At 46.1% G+C, this 23,019-nt stretch carries 16 protein-coding genes and 2 pseudogenes; 11 read left to right on the top strand and 7 right to left on the bottom strand.

Features of this window, described 5'->3' with window-relative positions; translation table 11 throughout:
* Positions 1–147 precede the first annotated feature (147 nt).
* Together H6F63_RS02525 and H6F63_RS02530 are read left to right on the top strand one after the other, a co-directional pair.
* Positions 148–5,148 carry an AAA family ATPase gene (locus tag H6F63_RS02525; RefSeq protein ID WP_199297574.1) on the top strand — a complete coding sequence of 1,667 codons (5,001 nt, stop codon included), beginning with the start codon at positions 148–150 and terminating at the stop codon, positions 5,146–5,148.
* A 143-nt stretch (positions 5,149–5,291) separates the two neighbouring features.
* Entirely contained in the window at positions 5,292–6,392 is a 1,101-nt protein-coding gene (locus H6F63_RS02530; RefSeq protein WP_190634616.1) for an ABC transporter ATP-binding protein, read from the top strand.
* A 14-nt stretch (positions 6,393–6,406) separates the two neighbouring features.
* Here H6F63_RS02530 and wecB read toward each other — a convergent pair whose 3' ends face one another.
* The 3 genes from wecB to H6F63_RS02545 all read right to left on the bottom strand — a co-directional run bounded on the left by wecB (position 6,407) and on the right by H6F63_RS02545 (position 8,866).
* The gene (wecB, locus tag H6F63_RS02535) at positions 6,407–7,525 is read right to left on the bottom strand and encodes a UDP-N-acetylglucosamine 2-epimerase (non-hydrolyzing) (RefSeq protein WP_190634618.1); all 1,119 of its coding nucleotides are present in this window, start codon (positions 7,523–7,525) and stop codon (positions 6,407–6,409) included.
* A gap of 216 nt (positions 7,526–7,741) precedes the next feature.
* Positions 7,742–8,116 (bottom strand): hypothetical protein, encoded by a 375-nt coding sequence (locus H6F63_RS02540; RefSeq protein ID WP_190447606.1) that lies wholly within the window; start codon positions 8,114–8,116, stop codon positions 7,742–7,744.
* Between the two features lie 528 nt (positions 8,117–8,644).
* On the bottom strand, positions 8,645–8,866 hold the full coding sequence (locus H6F63_RS02545) for a hypothetical protein (RefSeq protein WP_190634638.1): 222 nt from the start codon (positions 8,864–8,866) through the stop codon (positions 8,645–8,647).
* Here H6F63_RS02545 and H6F63_RS02550 point away from each other — a divergent pair.
* On the top strand, positions 8,763–10,133 hold the full coding sequence (locus H6F63_RS02550; protein ID WP_190634620.1) for a PilT/PilU family type 4a pilus ATPase: 1,371 nt from the start codon (positions 8,763–8,765) through the stop codon (positions 10,131–10,133). The genes H6F63_RS02545 and H6F63_RS02550 overlap by 104 nt on opposite strands.
* An 85-nt stretch (positions 10,134–10,218) precedes the next feature.
* Positions 10,219–10,953 (top strand): circadian clock KaiB family protein, encoded by a 735-nt coding sequence (locus H6F63_RS02555; RefSeq protein ID WP_190428181.1) that lies wholly within the window; start codon positions 10,219–10,221, stop codon positions 10,951–10,953.
* Between the two features lie 104 nt (positions 10,954–11,057).
* Here H6F63_RS02555 and H6F63_RS02560 read toward each other — a convergent pair whose 3' ends face one another.
* Positions 11,058–12,578 carry a thioredoxin-like domain-containing protein gene (locus H6F63_RS02560; RefSeq protein ID WP_190634622.1) on the bottom strand — a complete coding sequence of 507 codons (1,521 nt, stop codon included), beginning with the start codon at positions 12,576–12,578 and terminating at the stop codon, positions 11,058–11,060.
* 107 nt (positions 12,579–12,685) lie between these two features.
* On the opposite strand from H6F63_RS02560, the gene H6F63_RS02565 reads away from it, so the two are divergent.
* Together H6F63_RS02565 and H6F63_RS02570 are read left to right on the top strand one after the other, a co-directional pair.
* Positions 12,686–12,850 carry a hypothetical protein gene (locus H6F63_RS02565; protein WP_190634640.1) on the top strand — a complete coding sequence of 55 codons (165 nt, stop codon included), beginning with the start codon at positions 12,686–12,688 and terminating at the stop codon, positions 12,848–12,850.
* A 5-nt stretch (positions 12,851–12,855) separates the two neighbouring features.
* Positions 12,856–13,020 carry a hypothetical protein gene (locus tag H6F63_RS02570; protein WP_199297576.1) on the top strand — a complete coding sequence of 55 codons (165 nt, stop codon included), beginning with the start codon at positions 12,856–12,858 and terminating at the stop codon, positions 13,018–13,020.
* A 70-nt stretch (positions 13,021–13,090) separates the two neighbouring features.
* On the opposite strand, the gene H6F63_RS02575 is transcribed toward H6F63_RS02570, so the two are convergent.
* Positions 13,091–14,896, bottom strand: a complete 1,806-nt coding sequence (locus tag H6F63_RS02575; RefSeq protein ID WP_190634624.1) for a hypothetical protein — start codon at positions 14,894–14,896, stop codon at positions 13,091–13,093.
* Positions 14,897–15,350: 454 nt separating this feature from the next.
* Here H6F63_RS02575 and psaA point away from each other — a divergent pair, with 454 nt between their 5' ends.
* The 3 genes from psaA (at position 15,351) to H6F63_RS02590 (ending at position 21,131) form a co-directional block, all read left to right on the top strand.
* Positions 15,351–17,606 carry a photosystem I core protein PsaA gene (psaA, locus tag H6F63_RS02580; protein WP_190440759.1) on the top strand — a complete coding sequence of 752 codons (2,256 nt, stop codon included), beginning with the start codon at positions 15,351–15,353 and terminating at the stop codon, positions 17,604–17,606.
* 81 nt (positions 17,607–17,687) lie between these two features.
* A complete protein-coding gene (gene psaB / locus H6F63_RS02585) occupies positions 17,688–19,901 on the top strand; it encodes a photosystem I core protein PsaB (RefSeq protein ID WP_190634626.1) in 2,214 nt (737 codons plus the stop codon).
* Positions 19,902–20,330: 429 nt separating this feature from the next.
* Positions 20,331–21,131, top strand: a complete 801-nt coding sequence (locus H6F63_RS02590; RefSeq protein WP_190634628.1) for a class I SAM-dependent methyltransferase — start codon at positions 20,331–20,333, stop codon at positions 21,129–21,131.
* 55 nt (positions 21,132–21,186) lie between these two features.
* On the opposite strand, the gene H6F63_RS02595 is transcribed toward H6F63_RS02590, so the two are convergent.
* Both H6F63_RS02595 and H6F63_RS29180 read right to left on the bottom strand, forming a co-directional pair.
* Positions 21,187–21,345, bottom strand: a complete 159-nt coding sequence (locus H6F63_RS02595) for a hypothetical protein (RefSeq protein ID WP_190634642.1) — start codon at positions 21,343–21,345, stop codon at positions 21,187–21,189.
* 29 nt (positions 21,346–21,374) lie between these two features.
* Positions 21,375–21,899 carry a hypothetical protein gene (locus H6F63_RS29180; protein ID WP_199297578.1) on the bottom strand — a complete coding sequence of 175 codons (525 nt, stop codon included), beginning with the start codon at positions 21,897–21,899 and terminating at the stop codon, positions 21,375–21,377.
* Positions 21,900–22,589: 690 nt separating this feature from the next.
* Between H6F63_RS29180 and H6F63_RS02605 the strand changes: the two are divergent.
* Positions 22,590–22,736, top strand: a pseudogene (locus H6F63_RS02605) (IS1 family transposase); the annotation flags it as partial.
* Between the two features lie 115 nt (positions 22,737–22,851).
* Positions 22,852–23,019 (top strand): annotated as a pseudogene (locus H6F63_RS29765) (IS630 family transposase); the annotation flags it as partial.

The following is a 23,019-nucleotide window of genomic DNA, read 5'->3' on the forward strand; positions in this document are numbered from 1 at the left end:
TAAAAAAACTTTATTTAGCAAATACTGATAATCAGCCAATTGCAAAACCGGAAAATAAACTAAGTATTATTGCTTATAAGGTTTGTAGATACCGCCACTGCTACAGCACTGGTTGATGACTATTTGCATCGAACGCACAGGCCGAAAATGAGAGCAATGACTGATTTGAGGGAACCAGAAGAGGCATCTGCATACAACGATCGCTCAGTGAGGACATTATTAAGAGCGATCGCACTTTCTCAGGGGTACTTTTCGCTAATCTTGGTGCGCTGCAACTATGCTTCTTTACAAAATCGGATGGTGCAGCAGATACGCCAACAAAATCAGTTTTTGATGCAGGAGCTGCTCTTAGCAGATACAGTCAAAACCCTCTACAACCCGATTCTGGAAGCTGTGGGGGAGCAAGGCAGATCGCAGCTACAACAGGAAATGCCGCCAGCTTTGATGATTTTGGGGTTAGAGTCAGCGATCGCGCTTGACCAGGTGCTGATATCTACCAACTTACTACGAGATGAGTTTCGCGCTCATTTTCCCTTTCCGATAGTGCTGTGGATTACGGATGCGGTGCTGCAAAAGCTAATCCGGTTTGCGCCGGATTTCAAAAGCTGGGCGGCTTCATCAATCCGCTTTGTGCTGTCCACATCGGAGTTAATGGAATTACTGCAAAATAAAGCAGACTCCTGGTTTGCCAAAGAGCTAAACTTCAGCACCGATCAGTCGCAAGAAAATTTTGCCCTCGCTCCTTGTGTTTCCGACCATCCTCTAGAACTGGAGTCAGCTTTAGAAGATTTGCGCGATCGCGGACAGCAATTAGAGCCAAAATTACAAGCAAGTCTGGAATTTGTCCGGGGATGCAATGACTACAACAGAGATCGGATCGAGTCGAGCATAGTCCATTATCAAAAAAGTCTGGCTTATTTCCGAAGTGACAACTCACTGCTGAGTGGTCACAAAAAGGCAACTGACAAAAACCGAAAGGCGAGAAACACTTCTTTCCATTCTCGTCTGCGACGCTTTACCATGCTAGGCCTTCAGAACCCCCAGAAAGAGCGAGAGGGTTTGCTGTTATTTCACTTGGGGCGATGTTACAGCCGTTTGGCTAACCTGCGACCAGAAAAAAGCCGCCAACACTGGAACCAATCCAGAGATTATTTACAGGAGTGTATTAAGGTCTTTGAAGCAGCTGAGCGTCCAGAACTGGTTGCTAAGTTTATTTCGTCTCTTTGTGAAGTGCTGCAACGTTTAGAAGCTTGGGCAGACTTGCAGGTTTTGGCTCAAAAAGCTTTGTTGTTACATCAAACTTATAAATTGTCCCTCCAGCAAGCTCAAGATTATGGCTTTTTGGCGGAAGTTGCTCTTTCTGTATGCAACTGGGAAGAGGTGAATTTGCAAGCAAGGTTTGCACTCTCGACGTTAGCGATAACGAATTTAGATACAACCTGTCTAGCAATGCCACTCTCCCAGTATGAGAGTTTATATCTATTTCTTCTGGCTGTGTCCCAGCAGCATTTGGGTGAGTGGCAAACTGCTACTGCTGTCAAAAACTTGGAACAAGCTCTAGAACAGTGTAACCATCAGTACGATCCGCATTTGTATATTCGGATTGCCAAAGCTTTGCGATCGCTTTACTTTGAAGAAGGTCACTATCTGCAAGCTTTTCTACTTAAGCAACAACTGCGTTCCATTGAACAGCAGTATGGTTTCCGCGCCTTCACTGGTGCTGGACGCCTACAGCCCCATCGACAAGCTCTTAACCCAAGTATCTCACATGCACTAGAAACGCGAGCTAGAGGCTCTGTTGCCCAGGAGATAGCGGCTTCCGGTCGCCAACAAGATGTTAGCCGCCTTATCGAGCGCATCAGCCGCAACGATCGCAAGCTGATTTTAATTCACGGACCTTCTGGGGTTGGCAAAAGCTCAATTATTACTGCTGGCTTAATCCCCGCACTACAACTCAAAAGTATTGGCGCTCGCGATGTCTTGCCCGTCGTAGTGCAGGCTTACAGCGATTGGCTGGGGACGCTGAGAAGAAATTTAGCCCATTCTCTGGCTCTCAGGAATCAGAAAGGTGAAGAGGCAAACACCAGTAGAGAGAGAGAATTATTCCCTTTACCCAGTCAAGAGTTCCCAATTTCCACTGAAATTCTAGAACAGTTGCGACAAAATGCTAACGGCAATCTGTTAACAGTTTTAATTTTTGACCAATTTGAAGAGTTATTTTTTGTTTGTACTAACCCAGCGATTAGACATCAATTTTATGAATTTTTGCGCGACTGTCTAAACATTCCTTTTCTGAAAGTTATTTTATCGCTGCGAGAGGACTATCTACACTATTTATTAGAATGCGAACGGCTTAATTATTTAGATATTATCAATAATGATATTTTAAATCAAGAAATTCGTTATTACTTGGGCAACTTTTCTAAGAAAGATGCCAAATTGGTGATTAAAAGATTAACTGAACGTTCTCCATTTTTTAATTTGGAGCAGCAATTAATTAGTCGGTTGGTAGAAGATTTGGCTGAAGAGTTAGGAGAAGTGCGACCTATTGAGTTGCAATTAGTGGGCGCTCAACTACAAGAAGAAGAAGACAAAATCACAACTTTGCAGCAATATCTGCAACTTGGAGCTAACCCAAAAGCAGAACTGGTAGAGAGATTTTTAAAAAAAGTTATTGCTGATTGTGGCCCAGAGAACGAGTCCGCCGCTTGGGATATTTTGTTTTTATTAACAGATAAAAAAGGAACCCGCCCGCTGAAGACTCAAGAGGAATTCGCAACTATTTTATCTGTCAAGAAAAAGAAACTAAATTTAATTTTAGAGATTCTGATCGGCTCTGGTTTAGTGTTTGTCGTCTGGGATGAGTCAGAAGCCCGCTATCAGTTGGTGCATGATTATTTGGTCGAGCGGATTCGCCATAGATCCGATTTGAACCTGAAAGCACAGCTAGCCAGAAGTGAGGAAAAACTGAATCGAGTTCAGAAACAACAACTGGGGACGATTGCCGCTGGTATCATAATGGCAATTCTGGCAATTTTGGCTGGACAATTTGCGTGGCGAGCGGAAGCCCAAAGAAAAGTGGCTGCGATCGCGCAAACTAATGCTCAGCTTAGCGCCCTGAGTGCCTCTTCCGAAACACTCTTTGTTTCCTACAAGGAATTTGATGCTTTAATTGAAGCGTTGAGGGCAGGTAAACGCCTAAAAAATGCCACGGGTGTAGAACCAGCGACTCAGCTGCGCGTCTTGTTAGCAATGCAGCGAGCAGTCTATGGCGTGCAAGAGCGCAATCGCTTGGAGGGACATCGGGATATAGTTTGGGGTGTGAGTTTCAGCCCAGATGGACAAACAATTGCCTCAGCGAGTACAGATAAGACTGTAAAACTCTGGCGACGCGATGGCAAACTACTGAAAACTTTGGGAAACCTGATTGGACACACTGATAGTGTCACCAGTGTAAGTTTCAGCCCAGACGGTAAAACGTTGGCTTCTGGCAGTTTAGACAAGACGATAAAACTGTGGAAAACAGACGGCACTTTAATTAGAACAATTAAAGGACATAGTAGCCCGGTTAATAACGTCAGCTTCAGCCCAGACGGTAAAATATTGGTTTCAGCAAGTGATGATAAAACGGTAAAGCTTTGGAACCGCAGCACTGGCCAGTTGCTGAAGACCTTAAAACATAACAGCAAAGTTACTAGCGTTGTTTTCAGCCCGGATGGGAAGCTGTTAGCGACGGCAAGTTATGACAAAATCATCAGCCTTTGGGATATTTCCAAGCCAAAGGTAGACCAGCCTGACAAAATTTTGCGGGGACATCAAGGCAAAGTGACTTGCCTGAATTTCAGCATGGATGGGCAGCTTTTGGCTTCAGCAAGCGATGACAAAACGATAAAACTTTGGAACAAAAGCGGCGAACTGGTTCAGACGCTGGCAGGACATACTGACTGGGTGTTTGCAGTTAGTTTTAGTCCCGATAGTCAGAAGTTAGCTTCTGCCAGTAATGATAATACGGTGAGAGTTTGGCGGCGTGACAGTAAGGCCAAGTTTGAAAGCCGTTCCTACAGAATTCTTAAGGGACACAGCGATGCTGTCACCAGCGTATCTTGGTCGTCAGATGGTCAGACTTTGGCTTCCGGTAGTTACGACAAAACTGTTAAATTCTGGCGACTTAACGATATGTCGCGCATTATTTTAAAAGGACATAAGGATCATGTCCATGACATTAGTTTCAGCCCAGATGGTCAGACTTTGGCTTCTGCTAGTCAAGATAAAACGGTAAAGTTGTGGGACAAAAGTGGCTTGTTACTCGGAACTTTGGTGGGGCATAAAGACCGGGTACTTAGTGTTACTTTTAGCCCAGACGGCCAGTTGATTGCTTCGGCTTCTCGCGACAAAACGGTGAAAATTTGGAGTATATCGGGTAAGCTGCTTTTGACTTTAAATGGGCAGAATGGACATAAAAATTGGGTTTTGGATGTGGCTTTTAGTCCTAATGGCAAGATCCTTGCGTCTGCTTCTCGCGATAAGACAGTGAAACTTTGGGATGTTTCTGGTAGGCTGATTAAAACTTTGAAGGGACATAGCGATCGCGTTAATGCAGTTGCCTTTAGTCCGGATGGTAATACACTGGCAACTACCAGCGATGATAATACTATCAAACTCTGGACATCTGATGGCAAATACATCCAAACTCTGGCTGGGCATAATGGCTGGGTCTTGGATGTAACGTTTAGTCCCAATGGTCAGCTAATCGCGTCAGCTAGTTATGATAACACTGTCAAACTTTGGCGGCGGGATGGATCTTTGTATCGAACTTTAGAAGGGCATACTGATAGCGTTTCTCACCTTAGTTTTAGTCCAGATGGTCAAATTTTGGCGACGACTACTTGGGAAAATACAGTACAATTGTGGCGACTTGATGATACTTTGATTAAAACTCTTCAAGGTCATAGTGGTCGCGTTACAAGCGTCAGTTTCAGTCCTGATGGTAAAGCACTTGCTTCTGCTAGTCAGGATCAAACAGCGAGTATCTGGAATCTGGATTTAGATAATCTCCTGTTGCACAGTTGTGATTGGGTGCAGGACTATCTGAGAAATAACCCGAAAGTTCGAGCAAGCGATCGCTTTCTTTGCAATAGTAATAATTAAGAAATATATACCCACAGCGCTTTAGCTTTGATGTTCCACGTACAAAGCTGCGACTACCCTTGGGAAGGCGAAGCGCCTACAGTAAGGCATTTTCACTAATAACTACGTATAAACTAATAACTAATGACTAATAGCTAAAAACTATGGCAAACGTTCGCTTACAAGGCATTACGCGCAGATTTACTAATACCACTGCCATTGAGAATATTACCTTTGAGGTGCCTGATGGACAATTCTGGGTGATGGTGGGGCCTTCCGGTTGCGGTAAATCAACGATTTTGCGAACGATTGCTGGTTTGGAAACTGCCACTGGCGGTAATCTCTACATTGGGGATACTTTGATGAATGGTGTCCCCGCTAGGGCCAGGGATGTGGCGATGGTATTCCAAAACTATGCGCTTTACCCGCACATGACGGTAGCGGAAAATCTGGCTTTTGGTCTGAGGATGCGCTCTTTTGAGAAGAAAATGGTTCGAGAACGGGTGGAAACGGTAGCGCGATCGCTTGATATTTCCCATCTTCTGGATCGCAAGCCTAAGCAACTTTCTGGAGGACAGCAGCAGCGAGTAGCATTGGGGAGAGCGATCGCACGTCAACCCCAAGTATTTCTCTTAGATGAACCACTTTCTAATTTAGATGCTCAGTTACGAGATGATACGCGGGCGGAACTCAAGCAGCTACATCAAAAAGTGGGAATTACTACTATTTATGTCACCCACGATCAGGTAGAGGCGATGACTTTAGCCGATCAAATTATAGTGCTAAATCAAGGTCGGATTCAGCAAATTGGCGACCCTCAAAATATTTATGCCAGACCTGCTAATCGGATGGTGGCGACGTTTTTAGGTAGTCCGCCGATGAATATTTTATCCGCGACCTACACGGGTGAAGTTTTTCAGATAGGCAACGAATCTTTACCTTGTCCGTTTGCGCTTCGCAATAAGTTAAAACTCCCTGAAGGGAAAACTTTTGATTTGGGAATTCGTCCGGAGCATATTTGGATTGAAACGCAAACGTCCCTAGAAGAGAAGGAATATGGACAGTTAGTTGTTGAGGTGCATGTTGTTGAACCTTTGGGGAGGGAGACTCTGGTTCGTGGGCGTTTACCGGAATCTAGTGTTGTGGTGAATTTTCAGGCGGGTGCAGATTGGCGGGGTCGTCCGGGCGATCGCTTGACCATCCAACTCGACCTGACTCAGCTGTTTGTCTTTGACTCCACCACTGGCGACACTCTCTATCCTTAGAAGTTTAGTGATTTTTAACAGCTAGAGAAATATTTCTCTACAATTTGCAAAATTTTCTCAGATGCACGTCCATCGCCAAAAGGATTAATCGCTGTTGCCATCTTTTGATAGGCATCTGGGTTACTTAATAATTGGGTCGCCGCAACCAGAATTTGATTTGAGTCGGTTCCCACCAATTTTGCTGTACCTGCTGTTACAGCTTCTGGTCTTTCTGTGGTTTCCCGTAAAACTAGCACTGGTTTACCTAAACTCGGTGCTTCCTCTTGTAATCCCCCGGAATCTGTTAACAGCAAGTAACTGCGTTGAATTGCGCCTACAAGCTGGGCGTAATCTAAAGGTTCTGTTAAAAAAACTCTCTCGTTGGTTCCTAAAAGTGCTTGTAGCGGTTCTCGCACTGTCGGGTTTCGATGCAGGGGTAACAATAAAGCTGTATCGGGAAACTTATCTAATATATGTAGAAATCCCTCTGCAATTCCTTGGAGTGGTTCCCCCCAGTTCTCCCGGCGGTGAACTGTTGCTAAAAGTACGCGGTATTTATTCCAGTCCAAACCGGGAATGTCGCACTCTGGCTGACTTTTCGCCACCGTCAGCAAAGCATCAATTACTGTATTTCCGGTTTGGTGAATTTCACCCGTCACTCCAGAACGTTGCAGGTTTTCCACCGCCAGTGATGTTGGCGCAAAATGCAGCTGGGTTAATTGGGAAATCAGCCGTCGATTGGCTTCTTCTGGGTAAGGATTAAATAGATCGTCTGTGCGTAATCCTGCTTCTACGTGACCTACGGGGATTTTTTGGTAAAATGCCGCCAAAGTAGCTGCAAAAGCTGTGGTTGTATCACCTTGAACTATTACCATTTGTGGCTGCAACTGTCCAAATATGGCTTCTAGTCCCCGCAAACTGCGAAAGGTAATATCTGTGAGAGTTTGCTGACGTTGCATGATTTCTAGATTCCAATCAGCACTCAGTCCAAATAGCTGCATCACCTGTTGAACCATTTCTCGATGCTGACCAGTCAAAACTACCTGAGTTTTAAAATTGGGCGATCGCTGGAACTGCTGGATAACTGGTGCCAGTTTAATCGCTTCCGGACGGGTTCCCAGGGTGATGCAAATCGAAAAAGGAGATGGGAGCATGGAAATTTAGGTCATTTGCGAGTAATAGGAATTGCGATCGCTTCCTTTATATGGTACTTGATGCGGTTTTTCACACTTCGGACGCATACAAAGTTGTTCGCTTTTCCCAATCCTATATAAAGATTCTCCTACGAAAAGACCCGGCAGATGCCGGGTCATTGAACTGTTGCAGACAACACACTTTCTTTAGATGAGCGTTCACAATTTATTCAGTTGTTAGGAATCTAGATCGCAAGTTAGTGGACAAGCTGCATACACTGAAGTGTGGCGAGGATTTGCTTCACCATGCAGCCAGTGCAACCAACGCACTTCTTGAGGATGTACTCCTTTGAGAGTTAACAATGCTGCACCAGCGACAACTGCCAAAACATTTGCTCCAATCAAAGATCCTGCCACCAATAATACAGCGCTCACAGGCAGTACCGATTGTAAAGCGATCGCCAGCATTGCGCCTACCGTAACCATGAGGACAACCAACGGGAAGCCTACAACCAGTAAGCAAACCGTTAAAGTAAAAGTCCAGATCAAAAAGCTTTTGATCGTAGATAATGAATAACCTTTTCCCAAACTTTGGTTCTGAGTCAGTTGCATGATTTTTTCTCCTGATACCCAAACAACGAATTTATATGTAGAAAATGACTTTTAATCGATCCTTGCGGACTCGACTAGACGTGAAAATTAGTATAGTTAATCCTTTTCTTAAGATGAGCTTATCTTTACTAAAATTTACACTCAGTTTAGATTATTTATGGCTGCGAATTTTTCAGCCTCGGCTCATTGTAAAGCGCAAATTATAACCACCATCCCCCAAAAGATATAGGTTTTCAAGAGTGTTAGGATTTCAGCTTATTTTCTAGGCAGGCTAAAAAGACGCGATCGCCTATATAACTTGTATACAACCAATCCAACACCATTCTGCTTAACATATCTTATGATTTTCAAGAAATATTCTCATAATTAAGCTCATCTATGAAAGGGACTGGGGAGGAGGTAACTGGGAGAAAGCCTCCCATCCGAAATCCCAAATTGAACAATCCCCGGAAAAGAAAGAATTTTTTCCGGTGAATGTTACTCAGCCCCTAGTTTTGGGAAAACTACCAATAGGAGCGCTTAAAACTCCTACAACAGCCGCCAAACCCCCGCATCGCCTCTGAGGGCTGCCTTGAGGAAACGTCTTCGCGGGATGAAAGTGCGCTTTATTAATTGATGTAATTTTTCTAACAGCGGTATTTGAAAGATGACAGAACCCCAGCGTCCACCCATGTCACCGCCCCCTCCACCCCGCGTACCCCCTGCGCCACCGCCGGGAATGCGACCTCCAGCAAGGGATGCAGCTGCCACCAGTTCCACTCAGCAGCAGCCAATGCAAACTGTGGAAATGTCTTCGACACAAAGAACCGCTGTCGCAGCTCCTCCGGCTCCCCCGAAAGTTCCACCTGGGATGCCGCCTGGGATGCCAGCTTCGGGGCGACCAGCTCCCCCGCCTTCCTCGGCTGCACCAACTGTTGTAACTCGCACACCTGCAAAACCTGTAGGCCCTAGTCCAGGACAACCAACATTACGGGAAATCGTCGTCAAGGCTCATGAAAATGGAATTTCCGACATTCACGTAGGTGTATCTGAAGTTCCGCGCTTCCGCAAGCGGGGCGACATGGAAACGACGGATTATCCGTTAACCGATGAAGCAACTTTTATGAGCTGGTTGCGGGAAGTAATGAGTGATGCTCAGATTCGGGAATTTGAAGAACGTCTAGACTTTGACGGTGTGACGCAGTACGAGTTTTCGCGGGCGCGGATCAACGTATTTGGTTCCATGCGCGGCCCGGCGATGGTAATGCGACTCATCCCGAACAATATCTTGACGATGGAGCAGCTACGGTTGCCAGAAGTATTTAAAGATATTTGTCATTACCATAAAGGGTTGATTTTGGTGACAGGGCCAACAGGTTCTGGTAAATCTACCACGATGGCTGCCATGATTGACTACATCAATAAAGAAATGGCAAAGCACATCATCACCATTGAAGACCCGATTGAATTTGTTCATACCAGTCGCAAGTCTCTAATTAAACACCGGGAAGTCGGTTTGAACACCTTGAAGTTTGACAACGCACTGAAAGCAGCGTTGCGGGAAGACCCCGACTTGATTCTGGTGGGGGAAATGCGTGATAAAGAAACGGTTAACACTGCCCTCAAAGCGGCTCAAACTGGTCACTTGGTAATGGGAACGCTACACACCAACAGCGCTGTGAAAACGATTGAGCGTATTCTCAATCTTTACTCAGCTGAGGAGCAGCATTCTATGAAGATAGCGATCGCTGAATCTCTTGTATCCATCATTTCCCAAGGTTTGTGCAAAACCACCGATGGGAAACGTGCTGCTTTCCACGACATCCTGATCAATACTGAGGCGATCAAAGATTACATCAAGGAAGGTAAGTATGAAGAGATTACCGGAATCATGCTTGCCTCCAGTTTTGACGGCATGATTACTATGAATAGAGCGCTCCTCGACCTCTATCAAGAAGGTAGAATTACTGAAGAAACTGCCTTGGAAATGTCGCCTACTCCTAACGAGATGGCTCAATTCCTCAGAGGACGGGTATAACGATTAAAAATGTAAAATTAAAAATTAAAAAAGAAGAGTTTCTTCCATTTTTAATTTTTAATTTTTATTCTTTTGGCGCATTTCCTTGACCCAATACCAACTACACATCCCCCAGTTGTTCAAAGGCATTGCCCTGTTTACACCAGGGGGGGATTTAATTTATTGTATTGACTCGACTAAGCAGAACCACTGGCACCTGCATTTGTGTGCTGGACTTCAAGAAATGCTGGGGTTACAGGAGCCTCCTCATTTTTTAGTGCCAGCGTACACTGCCACAATCGATCGCTGGTTTGCTCCTTACACCCAAGAATTGCAGGTTGCGGCTGAAGTCTATCCGCCAGTGCGACGACATCAGGCATTACTGAATGGGGTTTTTCAGACTGGCGATTGGCAAAATTGGCAGATTGCTCCTTGGCCCCCAGAATTAGGCGACCCGATTGTACTAGAAACTTATCGCGACCAATTTCCCCAGCTTTGGGAAAACCACGACTTGATCGTGCGCTTGGAGCGAACTGGTTTCCAACCTTCATTACCTACAGTCCCGACTCGTGGCTATGTCCTGCGCCTGTTTGTTTCCGGACATAATGGAACCACTGAACGGACTCTCCAAAGTTTGCACCAGCTGTTAGAGCAATCTCTTGGTCATCCTTACACTTTGAAAGTTATTGATATCTTCAAACACCCAGAGCAGGCGGAGTCTAATCATATCTCTGCAACACCGACCCTTGTTCGGGTCTGGCCTCAGCCTGTGCGAAGGATTGTTGGTGATTTGGATAACATTGAAAGAGTGCTACAGGTACTCGGCGCTGTGGATTTATAAATTTTCTCTTGTTTATCTCGTTGTCAGTCTCTGGCTGGCAATGTAAATCTAGAGGCTCTGCCTCCGAAAATAGCATTCCCTGGCCCAGCCAGGGAATGAGAAATTTAATTTTCATAAGCGGCGGGAATACAGACATCTGGCGCACACAACCCTGGAAACTTTATGGTTGTGACACTCAGCGTGGCGAGATTGACACAACGGATAGCATGGTTATTAGTATCCGCAATGTATAGATTGGAACCAACGGCACTTAGTCCTGATGGCTCAGAAAATCGTGCGCTGGTGCCTTCACCATCCTGAAATCCTGCCGTGCCTCCCAAAACAGTTTCGCAAATGCCGCTTTTGGGGTCAACTCGCTTAATTTTGTGGTTGTATGTATCAGCTACCCAAAGCGAATTTTGGGCATATTCAACACCCAGACAATGCTGGAGTCGCACGTCGTAGCCTTCACCATCAACATCTCCAAATCCAAATAGCTCACCGCTGCCGCAGACAGTTCGCACCTGAGCTTGTTTGCCTAGTCCGACACCGCGAATTGAACTAATTTCGCTGTCGGCTATGTATAATTCTTGGTCATCTGTAGTGATGCCACTGGGTTGGGAAAAGGCAGATTCGTCAAGATTTCCATCGACGCATGATTCTGCACCTGTGCCTGCATAGGTGCTGACGGTGCCAGTTTCTAGCTGCATTTCCCAGATTTGGTGAGGGCCAGCCATAGCGATAAATAGGCTATTTCCGACTTTTTCTAAATCCCAAGGGGAATTTAACTTAGTTTCTAGTCCAGCACCACTGTGGGGGCGAATTTGATGGCTTTGCTCGCCAGTACCAGCAATAGTTTGCACTTGCTGATTTTTGAGGTCAACTCTACGTATGGCGTGGTTTTCGGTGTCGGCGACATAGAGAATTTGATTCTCGGTATCTAGTGCCATGCCTTGAGGAGCGAAAAACTGAGCTTCGGTAAAGGAACCGTCGGTTAAGCCTTGTTTGCCAGTGCCAATTATATATAGCACTTCCCCTGCGATGGTACTGGCAACGATGCGGTGATGACCGGAGTCAGCGATGAATAAGCGATCGCCATCCGCTAACACTTTACCGGGAAAAGCCAGGGGTGTCCCCAAGGGTTGCCGCTGTTTTTCCAAAATGGGGCTAAGTTCATGAAAATTAATCGTTCCCTGCTCTTTGTGTTGCTCAATTAGCTGCGAAATCAACTGGTCTAAAGCATCCCGATTTCCTTCCCCAGACATATAGCCAATGACGTAGCTTTCCGGGTCAATCACCATCAAGGTAGGCCATGCACGGACGGCATAGTGTCGCCAAATTGCAAAATTGCTGTCAACTACGACTGGATGCTCAATGTCATAACGCAGGATTGCCTGACGGATGTTTTCAGCTTCTTTCTCGTTTTCAAATTTGGGAGAATGAACGCCAATGACTGTGAGGCTGTCTTTGTATTTTTGTTCGAGGTATTTTAAATCTGGCAAGACGTGCAGGCAGTTGATGCAGCAATATGTCCAAAAGTCAAGTATTACGACTCGCCCTTTTAACTCTTGGATAGAAAGAGGGCGGTCGGTGTTTAGCCAGGTTTTGTTTTTGGGAAACTCTGGCGCTCTAACGCGGGGAGTCATAGCTTTATTCGTGGGCGCGATCGCATAACTTTACACTCCTTTACGTTAGCGAAACTTTGGTTGACTACTTTATACCGGGAGTGCGATCGCGCAAAAAAGGCTGAAAAATGTCAATCTATCGTAAAAATTCGGGAACCCTGAGTTTAGAACCTTACGTTAAGCCGACTGGTTATGACTCAGCCGAATCTTCTGGAACTTGCTCGCGCAAGGCGATCCCAAAGCGGCTTCACTGGAAGCGATCGCATCCAATATTAAATCACCGCCACAATTAGAGACTTTGCTCAATCAAATCAACCGTGACTTTGCTGTACCGCTTCTGGCTCAATGCCAGAAAATTGCTCAGTTAGACGGCGTGACAACACCAGAAGAAGCAAAGGTGATAGATACCATTACTGAGAAATTTGGCATTGAGCTAGATTTGGTTACAGTTTCGCTGGTTTAGGGCAGGAGGGTTTAGAGAATCAGAGAATGCGATCGCATTCTCTGATTTTGACCCAGTTTTTCTAGGGTTATCAACCTCCTGACTCAGCCTCTCCTATCTCCTCAGCTTCGGGAGAAGGTTCTGGTGTTACTGGTGTTGCTGATTTCTTGAAGAAGCTGCTGGGGATATCTGGTTCAGTTGGGGCTTGGATAATCCTTGGGGTTGGGGTTGGAGAAGTTTTTGGCAGGAAGACTCCCTTCAAATCCACTTTGGGTTTAGCTTCCGATGATGTTGTCGAAGGTACTGCATCTAGTGAACTCTCTGCCTGAGGCTCAACCAAATCAGTAGTCACTGCTTCAGGCGCTGGTGATGGCACTATCTCCGGTAGCGTTGGCGGCAAGCTGGGGGAAGGAGTAACAACACCTGGCTCTGGTTCAGGAGCTGTTTCTGGTGCCAAGGGTTCCGGAGAAGGCGTTTCGATAACTTCTGGCTCTGTCGGTGGCAAGCTAGGAGCAGGTGTCACCTCCTGGGAAGGTTGCCGCCGGAAGCGATTGAAGAAGCCGCCTTTAGGCTTTTCTACCTGTTTTGTCTGGGTCGGTACTGCTTCAATTGGGGGAATCAGTTCTACTTCTGGAGTTGGAATCGGCGATACTTCCGGTTCTGGTAACAACTCTGGTAGCGGGATTATTTCTGGTGGTGCTGGTTCCGGAGTCGGCGACTCCATCACCTCTGGCAATGTAGGTGATGGAACTGGGGCAGATTTACCACGGAAGCGATTGAAAAAGCCACCTTTGGGTTTTTCTACCTGTTTTCTCTGGGTCGGTAAAGGTTCGGCTGGTATTGTTGGCTGTACTTCTTCCGGTTCTGTCGGTATCTCTTCCTCTATCTGAGGCGTAGGCGTTTCTTCAACGCTAGGAGTTTGTAACGGTTCCGGTGTCGGCGTTGGCGTTGGTATTGGTGTCGTAGCGGTGTAGTTGGGGTTTACAATTCCCCGAACTTGATCTGCTGAGAATTCGCCCCGCACAATCTTGTCAAGGGGATCTTTGCCTTTGGGATCGTAGGTTATCAGCCGGACTGTGTTGTTAAACACATTGTTAACTGGGTTTCCCTTCTCATCCAGAAACTCTAGTTGTACCCAGTTTTTCCCTTGGTTAAAGCCGTTGAGATAAAGCGGTTGCCATCTGTCTAGAACAAAGCTTTGACCATTCACTGTGACACGTACTCGCCAGTCAGCAATGTCGTCTTCAGGATTTTCCTTCGCGACTAGGTGCAGGGGGGCGTTGGTCAGATAGAAATCGAGCATGATTGGCTCGGCCCCATAGCTGCCTTTAGGACGGCTATAGGTTAACAGTGGCTGTTGAGGATCGGGGTTGTTGCCTGCTGTCTTGGTGAACAGGTGAAAGGTAGTTTGGGCGTAAGCGCCTTCATTTTTGAAGCTCTCATGCCAAGGACGGGAGGCAAAGACTCGCAGGGTATGAGTTCCGGGAGCTAAATCTTCAAAAACTAAGGGTTTGTTTAAGTCGTAAACCGCCTCATAAGGTTGGTTGTCAAGGATTACGTGCAGATGCGGGCCTAGACCAAAGTCAGGGTTTTTGAAGATTGGCAAGTCCTGAACCTGGAGCCTTACCTCAACTTTGGTGTCTTGAAGAATTTCATCTGCCTGGGGGCTGAGAATACTTACTTGCGGCTGATAAGCTTCCAAGGCTGGACGCAACTGTTGAATGACTTCTGGCGGTGACACTTCTGAGACTGCCCCAGAGGCTAGGGAAGATATGCCTTTGGAGGCAGGATCTGACGGTTTCGGGGAGGCTTTGCCACACCCCGCTAAACTTCCCACCAATACTGCTGCCATCAGAAATGAAACTAGCACTCTTACGGGTTTCCACTGGCGATTCATGCCCAACACTCACTCCTACTCTTTGCGCGACAGCTGCCCATAGGGAAATATAGCCCAAAAGCATGAATCTGACCGCCGAAATCTAGGGAATTTCCGTAGATGGTAAGGAAAAAAATACCAGCTTTAAATGAGCTGATAATTTAGTTTTGTAAACTAAATTTAACGCCTCTTGACTTTGTACCCCTGATTATGGAGGTGCAAGCTAAGTTGCATAAACGATTGACCAAATTTGAATTATTGTTAAGTCCATCGGAATAGGCTGTAATTCAAGACCTATCATCTACAAGATAGAGGGTGTGGTTTTGAATCCTTCCCTCTGTAGTGAACCCTTTAAAACGGGCATTACATAATTCGGGGAAAGTGGTTCTTCCCAGCCAGCTTTCCTGCCCCCATTAAAATCAACTTTGTTGAATGGGACAGTTCTCGTTCCTTGTCTAAAGAGAGGAGAGTCCTCATGACAATCAGTCCTCCGGAGCGGGAGCAAAAGGTAAGGGTAGTAGTTGATAAAGACCCGGTACCAACTTCTTTTGAGAAGTGGTCGCAGCCCGGTCATTTTGACCGCACCCTTGCTAGAGGGCCAAAAACCACCACCTGGATTTGGAACCTTCACGCTCTCGCCCACGATTTCGATAGTCATACAAGTGACTTAGAAGACGTATCTCGGAAAATCTTTGCGGCGCACTTTGGTCACTTAGCCATTGTCTTCATCTGGCTAAGCGGTATGGAATTTCATGGCGCTCGCTTTTCTAACTACGAAGCTTGGCTAGCCAATCCCCTTGGAATCAGGCCTAGCGCTCAAGTTGTCTGGCCAATAGTAGGTCAAGATATTTTGAATGCCGATGTGGGCGGTGGCTTCCACGGAATTCAAATTACATCCGGCTTGTTCCAGGTTTGGCGGGCGGCTGGCTTTACAAACACATTCCAGCTTTACTGCACTGCCATTGGTGGCTTGGTAGCAGCCGCTCTGATGCTGTTTGCTGGCTGGTTCCACTATCACAAGCGTGCTCCTAAACTGGAATGGTTCCAGAACGTGGAGTCGATGCTGAACCACCACCTAGCAGGATTGCTAGGTCTGGGATGCTTGTCTTGGGCAGGTCACCAAATTCACGTGGCCCTACCCACCAACAAGCTGCTGGATGCGGGAGTGGCTATCAAAGATATCCCCCTGCCCCAAGAGTTCATTTTGAACCGTGACTTGATGGCGCAGCTGTATCCCAGCTTTAACCAAGGGTTAACGCCGTTCTGGACTTTGAATTGGGGTCAGTATGCTGACTTCCTCACCTTCAAAGGTGGCTTAAACCCAGTCACTGGCGGCTTATGGCTGACAGATACAGCCCACCATCACTTGGCTTTGGCGGTGCTGTTCATCATCGCCGGTCATATGTACCGCACCAACTGGGGAATTGGTCACAGCATTAAGGAAATCCTAGAGAACCACAAAGGCCCCTTCACAGGTGATGGTCATAAAGGTCTCTATGAAAACCTCACAACGTCCTGGCACGCTCAGTTGGGTATCAACCTAGCTATGCTGGGTTCTGTGACCATTATTGTGGCGCACCATATGTACGCGATGCCTCCGTATCCGTACCTCGCCACTGACTACGCGACGCAGTTGTCCATATTCACCCACCATATGTGGATTGGGGCATTCTGTATCGTTGGTGGAGCAGCTCACGCTACCATTTTCATGGTGCGGGATTACGATCCGGTTGTGAACCAAAACAACTTGCTGGATCGGGTGATTCGTCACCGGGATGCAATCATCTCTCACCTCAACTGGGTATGTATTTTCCTGGGCTTACACAGCTTCGGTTTGTACATTCACAATGACACGATGAGTGCCTTGGGTCGTCCCCAAGATATGTTCTCGGATACAGCAATTCAGCTGCAACCGGTATTTGCTCAGTGGGTGCAAAACCTGCACACTCTGGCTCCCGGCGCTACCGCTCCCAACCAGCTTGAGCCAGTTAGCTATGCCTTCGGCGGCGGGATTATGGCTGTAGGTGGCAAGGTAGCGATGATGCCACTTGCGCTGGGTACGGCGGATTTCATGATCCACCATATTCACGCCTTCCAAATTCACGTTACAGTGCTGATTCTGCTGAAGGGCTTCCTGTTTGCTCGTAGCTCTCGTCTGATTCCAGACAAGATGAATCTCGGCTTCCGGTTCCCGTGCGACGGTCCTGGTCGTGGCGGTACCTGCCAGGTTTCTGGTTGGGACCACGTTTACCTGGGTCTGTTCTGGATGTTCAACACGATTGCGATCGCGGTTTACCACTTCAGCTGGAAAATGCAGTCGGATGTGTGGGGAACAGTCAACGCCGATGGTACGGTGGATCACATAACTGGTGGCAACTTTGCGATGAGTGCCATCACGATCAACGGCTGGTTGCGTGACTTCCAGTGGGCGCAAGCCGCTCAAGTGATTCAATCCTACGGATCAGCTCTCTCCGCTTATGGTCTGCTGTTCCTGGGCGCTCACTTTGTCTGGGCATTCAGCTTAATGTTCTTGTTCAGTGGTCGTGGCTACTGGCAGGAGCTGATTGAATCCATCGTTTGGGCGCACAATAAACTAAAAGTTGCCCCATCGATCCAGCCTCGCGCTCTGAGCATCATTCAGGGTCGGGCTGTGGGGGTTGCTCACTTCCTGCTGGGAGCAATCGTCACGATATGGGCGTTCTTCGAGGCGCGAATCCTATCAATAGGATAAGTCAGGACTGAGTAATGAGTGCTGAGTAATGAGTAGAACTTGCTTAGTTCTCAGCACTCTGTACCGATAATTGAGGATACTATGGCGACAAAATTTCCCAAATTTAGCCAAGACCTCGCTCAGGACCCGACGACACGTCGGATCTGGTACGGGATTGCAATGGCTCACGACTTTGAAAGCCATGATGGAATGACGGAGGAAAATCTTTATCAAAAGATTTTTGCTACCCACTTCGGTCAACTGGCAATTATTTTCCTGTGGGCTTCCAGTCTCCTGTTCCACGTCGCCTGGCAAGGTAACTTTGAGCAGTGGATCAAAGATCCGCTAAATGTCCGTCCCATCGCTCACGCGATTTGGGACCCCCACTTTGGTCAACCGGCAGTAGAAGCTTTTACCCAAGGTGGTGCGAACTTTCCTGTAAACATTGCCTACTCTGGTGTCTACCACTGGTGGTACACCATTGGGATGCGGACGAATAATGACCTATTCCAAGGTGCAGTATTCCTGATTTTGCTGTCTGCGGTCTTCCTGTTCGCAGGCTGGCTGCACCTACAGCCTAAGTTCCGTCCCAGCCTGTCCTGGTTTAAGAGTGCTGAGCCTCGGCTGAACCACCACCTGGCAGGTTTGTTTGGAGTTAGCTCTTTGGCTTGGGCAGGTCACTTGATTCACGTTGCTATCCCCGAATCTCGTGGACAGCACGTAGGTTGGGATAACTTCCTAACCACGCTACCTCACCCAGCAGGCTTAGGCCCCTTCTTCACCGGAAATTGGGGTGTGTACGCTGAGAACCCAGATACCCCAGGGCAGATTTTCGGAACTGCACAAGGTGCTGGAACAGCAATTCTGACATTCTTGGGTGGCTTCCATCCTCAGACAGAATCGCTGTGGCTGACGGATATGGCTCATCACCACCTAGCGATCGCTGTTATCTTCATCATCGCCGGTCACCAGTACCGGACAAACTTCGGAATTGGTCACAGCATCAAAGATATGCTGAACGCCAAAAACTTCTTTGGCACCAAAACTGAAGGGCAATTCAACTTGCCTCACCAAGGTCTGTACGACACCTATAACAACTCTCTACACTTCCAGTTGGGAATCCACCTGGCAGCGCTAGGGACTGCTCTTTCCCTGGTGGCGCAGCATATGTATGCGATGCCTCCCTACGCCTTCATGGCTAAGGACTTCACAACTCAGGCAGCGCTCTACACCCACCACCAGTACATCGCTGGTTTCTTCATGCTCGGTGCGTTCGCTCACGGAGCTATCTTCTGGGTGCGGGACTACGACCCTGAGCAAAACCGAGGTAACGTTCTTGACCGGGTACTACAGCACAAAGAAGCGATCATCTCGCACTTAAGCTGGGTATCCCTGTTCTTGGGCTTCCATACCCTGGGCTTATACGTCCACAACGATGTTGTGGTTGCCTTCGGTACTCCCGAAAAGCAAATCTTGATTGAGCCAGTATTTGCCCAGTTCATCCAGGCTTCCCACGGTAAGGTGCTTTACGGCTTCGACACTTTGCTGTCCAATGCCGATAGCGTTGCCACAACTGCGGGTGCTACTTACTTACCAGGCTGGTTAGATGCCATCAACAGCGGCACTAACTCCCTGTTCTTGACAATTGGCCCTGGCGATTTCTTGGTTCACCATGCTTTCGCTCTTGGTCTACACACCACCACCCTGATTTTGGTCAAGGGTGCGTTGGATGCTCGTGGCTCCAAGTTGATGCCCGATAAAAAGGACTTCGGCTTTGCCTTCCCTTGTGACGGCCCTGGTCGGGGCGGTACCTGCGACATTTCCGCATGGGATGCCTTCTACCTCGCCGCGTTCTGGATGCTAAACACCCTTGGTTGGGTAACTTTCTACTGGCACTGGAAGCATTTGGGTATTTGGCAAGGCAACGTAGCTCAGTTCAATGAGTCTTCTACTTACCTCATGGGCTGGCTGCGCGACTACCTCTGGCTATATTCCGCTCAGCTGATCAACGGGTACAACCCCTACGGCATGAATAACCTGGCGGTTTGGGACTGGATGTTCCTCTTTGGACACCTGGTTTGGGCTACTGGCTTCATGTTCCTGATCGCTTGGCGTGGTTACTGGCAAGAGTTGATCGAAACCCTTGTCTGGGCGCACGAGCGCACTCCTCTTGCGAACCTGGTTCGCTGGAAGGACAAGCCCGTTGCTATGTCCATCGTCCAAGGTCGTTTGGTTGGTCTAGTTCACTTCGCTGTGGGCTACGTCCTCACCTACGCTGCCTTCCTCATTGCCTCAACTGCTGGTAAGTTCGGTTAATCTTGCTAAAGCTAGCATTTGTAGGTAAATAAATAAAATCCTCTGCCTTCGGGTAGAGGATTTTTACTTAATTGGCTCACGTTCCGGTTGGGCAAGTTTCCTCGCTGATTGGTCAAAAAATTTTTTGAAAAAGCGATTTAGCATTTATGGTAAGAATTTACTAATATTTCCTTATGTATTTAGTTTTTTAGATTAGTTGGACACCACTCACTACGCCTTCAATTGTTCCGTTTGTGAAAACAGCATACGACGTTATCTTAGGTATCTTCCTTCTCTTTCAAGCTCTTTACCACATCCGGTAAACGTTTTCATAGTTTATTATGGAAATTTATTTTATAAATTAGGCTAGAATTCTAAAATGCCTTTATTAAATAATGAGATGCAATTCCAACGAATATAAAAAAAATAGAGTAGAAACAAACTGTAGAAATGGTAAAAACTGTAGAAACTGAAGAGAGTCATTCCAACTTTAATGAAATAGTTAATGAACTAATCAAAATTCAAGAGCAGAATATTGATTATAGTTTATGGCAATTTAGAAGCTTAATCAGTGCAAATCAATATCGTCTGCTCTATCGCATATTTTCAAAATATGTTGTCCAAGGAAGTCAAGTATTAGATTGGGGTTGTGGAAACGGACATTTTTCTTATTTTCTGGTGAAATCTGGCTATAAAACTTCAGGATTTTCTTTTGATGATTTTTGCCTTATAAAAAGCATAAACAGCCTGGGTTATGATTTTCAGAAAGGAATTTGGGAAGAACCAACAGCTATCCCATATTCAGATAATAAATTCAGTGCAGTTGTGTCTGTAGGGGTTTTAGAACACGTTAGAGAGACTGGAGGAAATGAAATTACCAGCTTAAAAGAAATACTTCGCGTATTGCAGGCTGGCGGCTTTTTTATCTGTTACCATTTTCCAAATAAGTTTAGTCTAATTGAAGCGATCGCGTCCCTATTTCCAAACAAATTCCATCATCAATACCGTTATACGCGCAAATCTATAGAAACTCTCTGTGAAGAAACCGGATTTGAGGTTATAGAAGTTCAACGTTATGGTTTTTTACCGAGAAATATGTGGGGTGTATTTCCAAAAGCTATTAGAAATTCCCGCCTCCTAGCATGGATTTGGGATTTTCTGGATGGTATTTTGACATATCCGTTTTCTTGGCTATGCCAAAATTACCTGTTTGTAGCTAGAAAACCCTTGTCAAAATCATCCCGATTATAAATAGAAAGAATATAGTCACGGTTTTTTCGCCCAAATAAAGGAAGTGATAGCCTTCCTAATGCGGCATACAGGCATTATCACCAAATCTAATTCGGACAAATCCAGCTTTTTCAATCAGATTTTGCCCTTCATCTGTTAATAATAAGTTTGCATAGGCTCGACCGGCTTTTTCATCAATATTATTCTCTTCAGGATAGTCTTTAAAAATGATCAATAGATTCCTCTGAAGGGGTGACAAGAAGCCTATAAAGCAGACTGGATAAGTGTCATAGCACGTAGATATTTGTGAAAATAGGGAAGTTTATGAGGATTGAGAGCCATGAGTGCTACTGCTAATTCTGACCAAAACTCCATAGCACCAATCCATAAATGACCATATAATCCAATCCAACACGTACTATGACGACGGGGAATTCGCTTTAATTGTTGAAGGCGACCCAGGTATTTTTGTAAACCCATAGTTCGGGAACGGCGGCCTGCTAAAACCGCACAGGTGTAGGCAATAGCCAGGAGTAAAATTAAGGCGATTAAACGTTGGCCTGTGGTCTGAGCTGATTCCAAGTTATAACCCCCCGTTTTACAATCTTTAAACATAGCTTCTATGCCACTGAGACATTTAAAAGCTCTGATTGCAGTATCAAAGCTCTTCAGGTTGGTCAAGAGATACCAACCGGAGGGTTCGACTTTGCCTCGATATTTTCGGGGGTAATATCCCACTAAATTAAACTTGCCAAAACCTTTTTGCTTTGTGGCTTGAATATCCTCCATAAAGAAGGATATTCCCGGTTTAAGTCCTAAAGATTGAAGTCGTTGCTAGAGGTGATTCTCTGGCTGGATATAAGTTGCTTGTCTTTGGCGTAAAACAAAGTCTATACCCTTGCTATCTAACCAATTAGCCAGCTTAACGCTATGAAATTCACGGTCTGCTAACACCAAAATTCTGCATCCTTTAAACACCTGGATTCCTGGGCGAATCAATTCTTTTTGTTCTCGGAGATTGCTACAGCCTCGTGAGAGGTAATGATATCCAGTAAATGGGTATGGCTCTGCGGTCTTCAATTAAACTGATAATGAAGAAGTTTTGCTCACGCCACTGAGTTCTGTCTATCGCAAATATTAGTCTTTTCTCTTTTTTTAACTGGCTGATTTTCACCCACCGCTTCAACAGAGGGAACCACAGTAATTTAACGCTTAGTTGTGGTGAGGATAAGAATCGTTGAATGCTCCGACAGCGACTTTCAAATCTTATTGGTTGCGGGAACAACGTCCCTAGTTTTTCTAGGGTTACAGTTTTATGAAATTGCAACAGCATAACTAGGATTTGCAGCATTTTGTACTGCGTGGGTGTCAGGATATTTTGGAAGCAGTTTTGGTAGAATGCAGGCAGCATTTAGTTTAATGGTAGTGCCCAAAATGTAATGATAGAAGAGTAGAAATTCTTGCTAAGGTTTTCCACTCATGCCTGCCTGCCCGATTTGTGCGTCTGCTCAAACTGTCAAGAATGGTCGTATCCACAACGGTAAACAACGGTTCAAATGCCAGGACTGCGGACGACAGTTCGTTGAACAACCGACGAAAAAGGTGATTGACCAAGCTACTAGGCTGTCAAGGATAGCTTGAGGGGTAGTAAATACGGATAAGTACTTGGACATAATTAATTACACAAATAAGTAATAAAATACATTAAGATTAAGAAGTTATGTATTAATTCATGTTAAAGATGATATTCCTTCGAGAAGTAAATTCCCTTTCAGCTAAATTACTGGAGCGAATTTATCACCAAAGCCGACATCATCAGGTGCGTCAAAGAGCGCATTGTATAATTTTAGCCAATCAAGGGGTAAAAGTCGAAGAACTAACAAAGGTTTTCCAAGTTAGCCGCAAGACC

The sequence above is a fragment of the Trichocoleus sp. FACHB-40 genome (assembly GCF_014695915.1).
Lineage (GTDB): Bacteria > Cyanobacteriota > Cyanobacteriia > Cyanobacteriales > FACHB-T130 > Funiculus > Funiculus sociatus.

Coding starts and splice junctions, on each gene's coding strand:
- H6F63_RS02540 (WP_190447606.1), bottom strand. CDS start 8,116: ATGCAACTGACTCAGAACCAAAGTTTGGGAAAAGGTTATTCATTATCT.
- H6F63_RS02575 (WP_190634624.1), bottom strand. CDS start 14,896: ATGAATCGCCAGTGGAAACCCGTAAGAGTGCTAGTTTCATTTCTGATG.
- H6F63_RS02550 (WP_190634620.1), top strand. CDS start 8,763: ATGACAGAACCCCAGCGTCCACCCATGTCACCGCCCCCTCCACCCCGC.
- H6F63_RS02560 (WP_190634622.1), bottom strand. CDS start 12,578: ATGACTCCCCGCGTTAGAGCGCCAGAGTTTCCCAAAAACAAAACCTGG.
- psaA (WP_190440759.1), top strand. CDS start 15,351: ATGACAATCAGTCCTCCGGAGCGGGAGCAAAAGGTAAGGGTAGTAGTT.
- H6F63_RS02525 (WP_199297574.1), top strand. CDS start 148: ATGAGAGCAATGACTGATTTGAGGGAACCAGAAGAGGCATCTGCATAC.
- H6F63_RS02530 (WP_190634616.1), top strand. CDS start 5,292: ATGGCAAACGTTCGCTTACAAGGCATTACGCGCAGATTTACTAATACC.
- wecB (WP_190634618.1), bottom strand. CDS start 7,525: ATGCTCCCATCTCCTTTTTCGATTTGCATCACCCTGGGAACCCGTCCG.
- psaB (WP_190634626.1), top strand. CDS start 17,688: ATGGCGACAAAATTTCCCAAATTTAGCCAAGACCTCGCTCAGGACCCG.
- H6F63_RS02590 (WP_190634628.1), top strand. CDS start 20,331: ATGGTAAAAACTGTAGAAACTGAAGAGAGTCATTCCAACTTTAATGAA.
- H6F63_RS02565 (WP_190634640.1), top strand. CDS start 12,686: ATGTCAATCTATCGTAAAAATTCGGGAACCCTGAGTTTAGAACCTTAC.
- H6F63_RS29180 (WP_199297578.1), bottom strand. CDS start 21,899: ATGGAGGATATTCAAGCCACAAAGCAAAAAGGTTTTGGCAAGTTTAAT.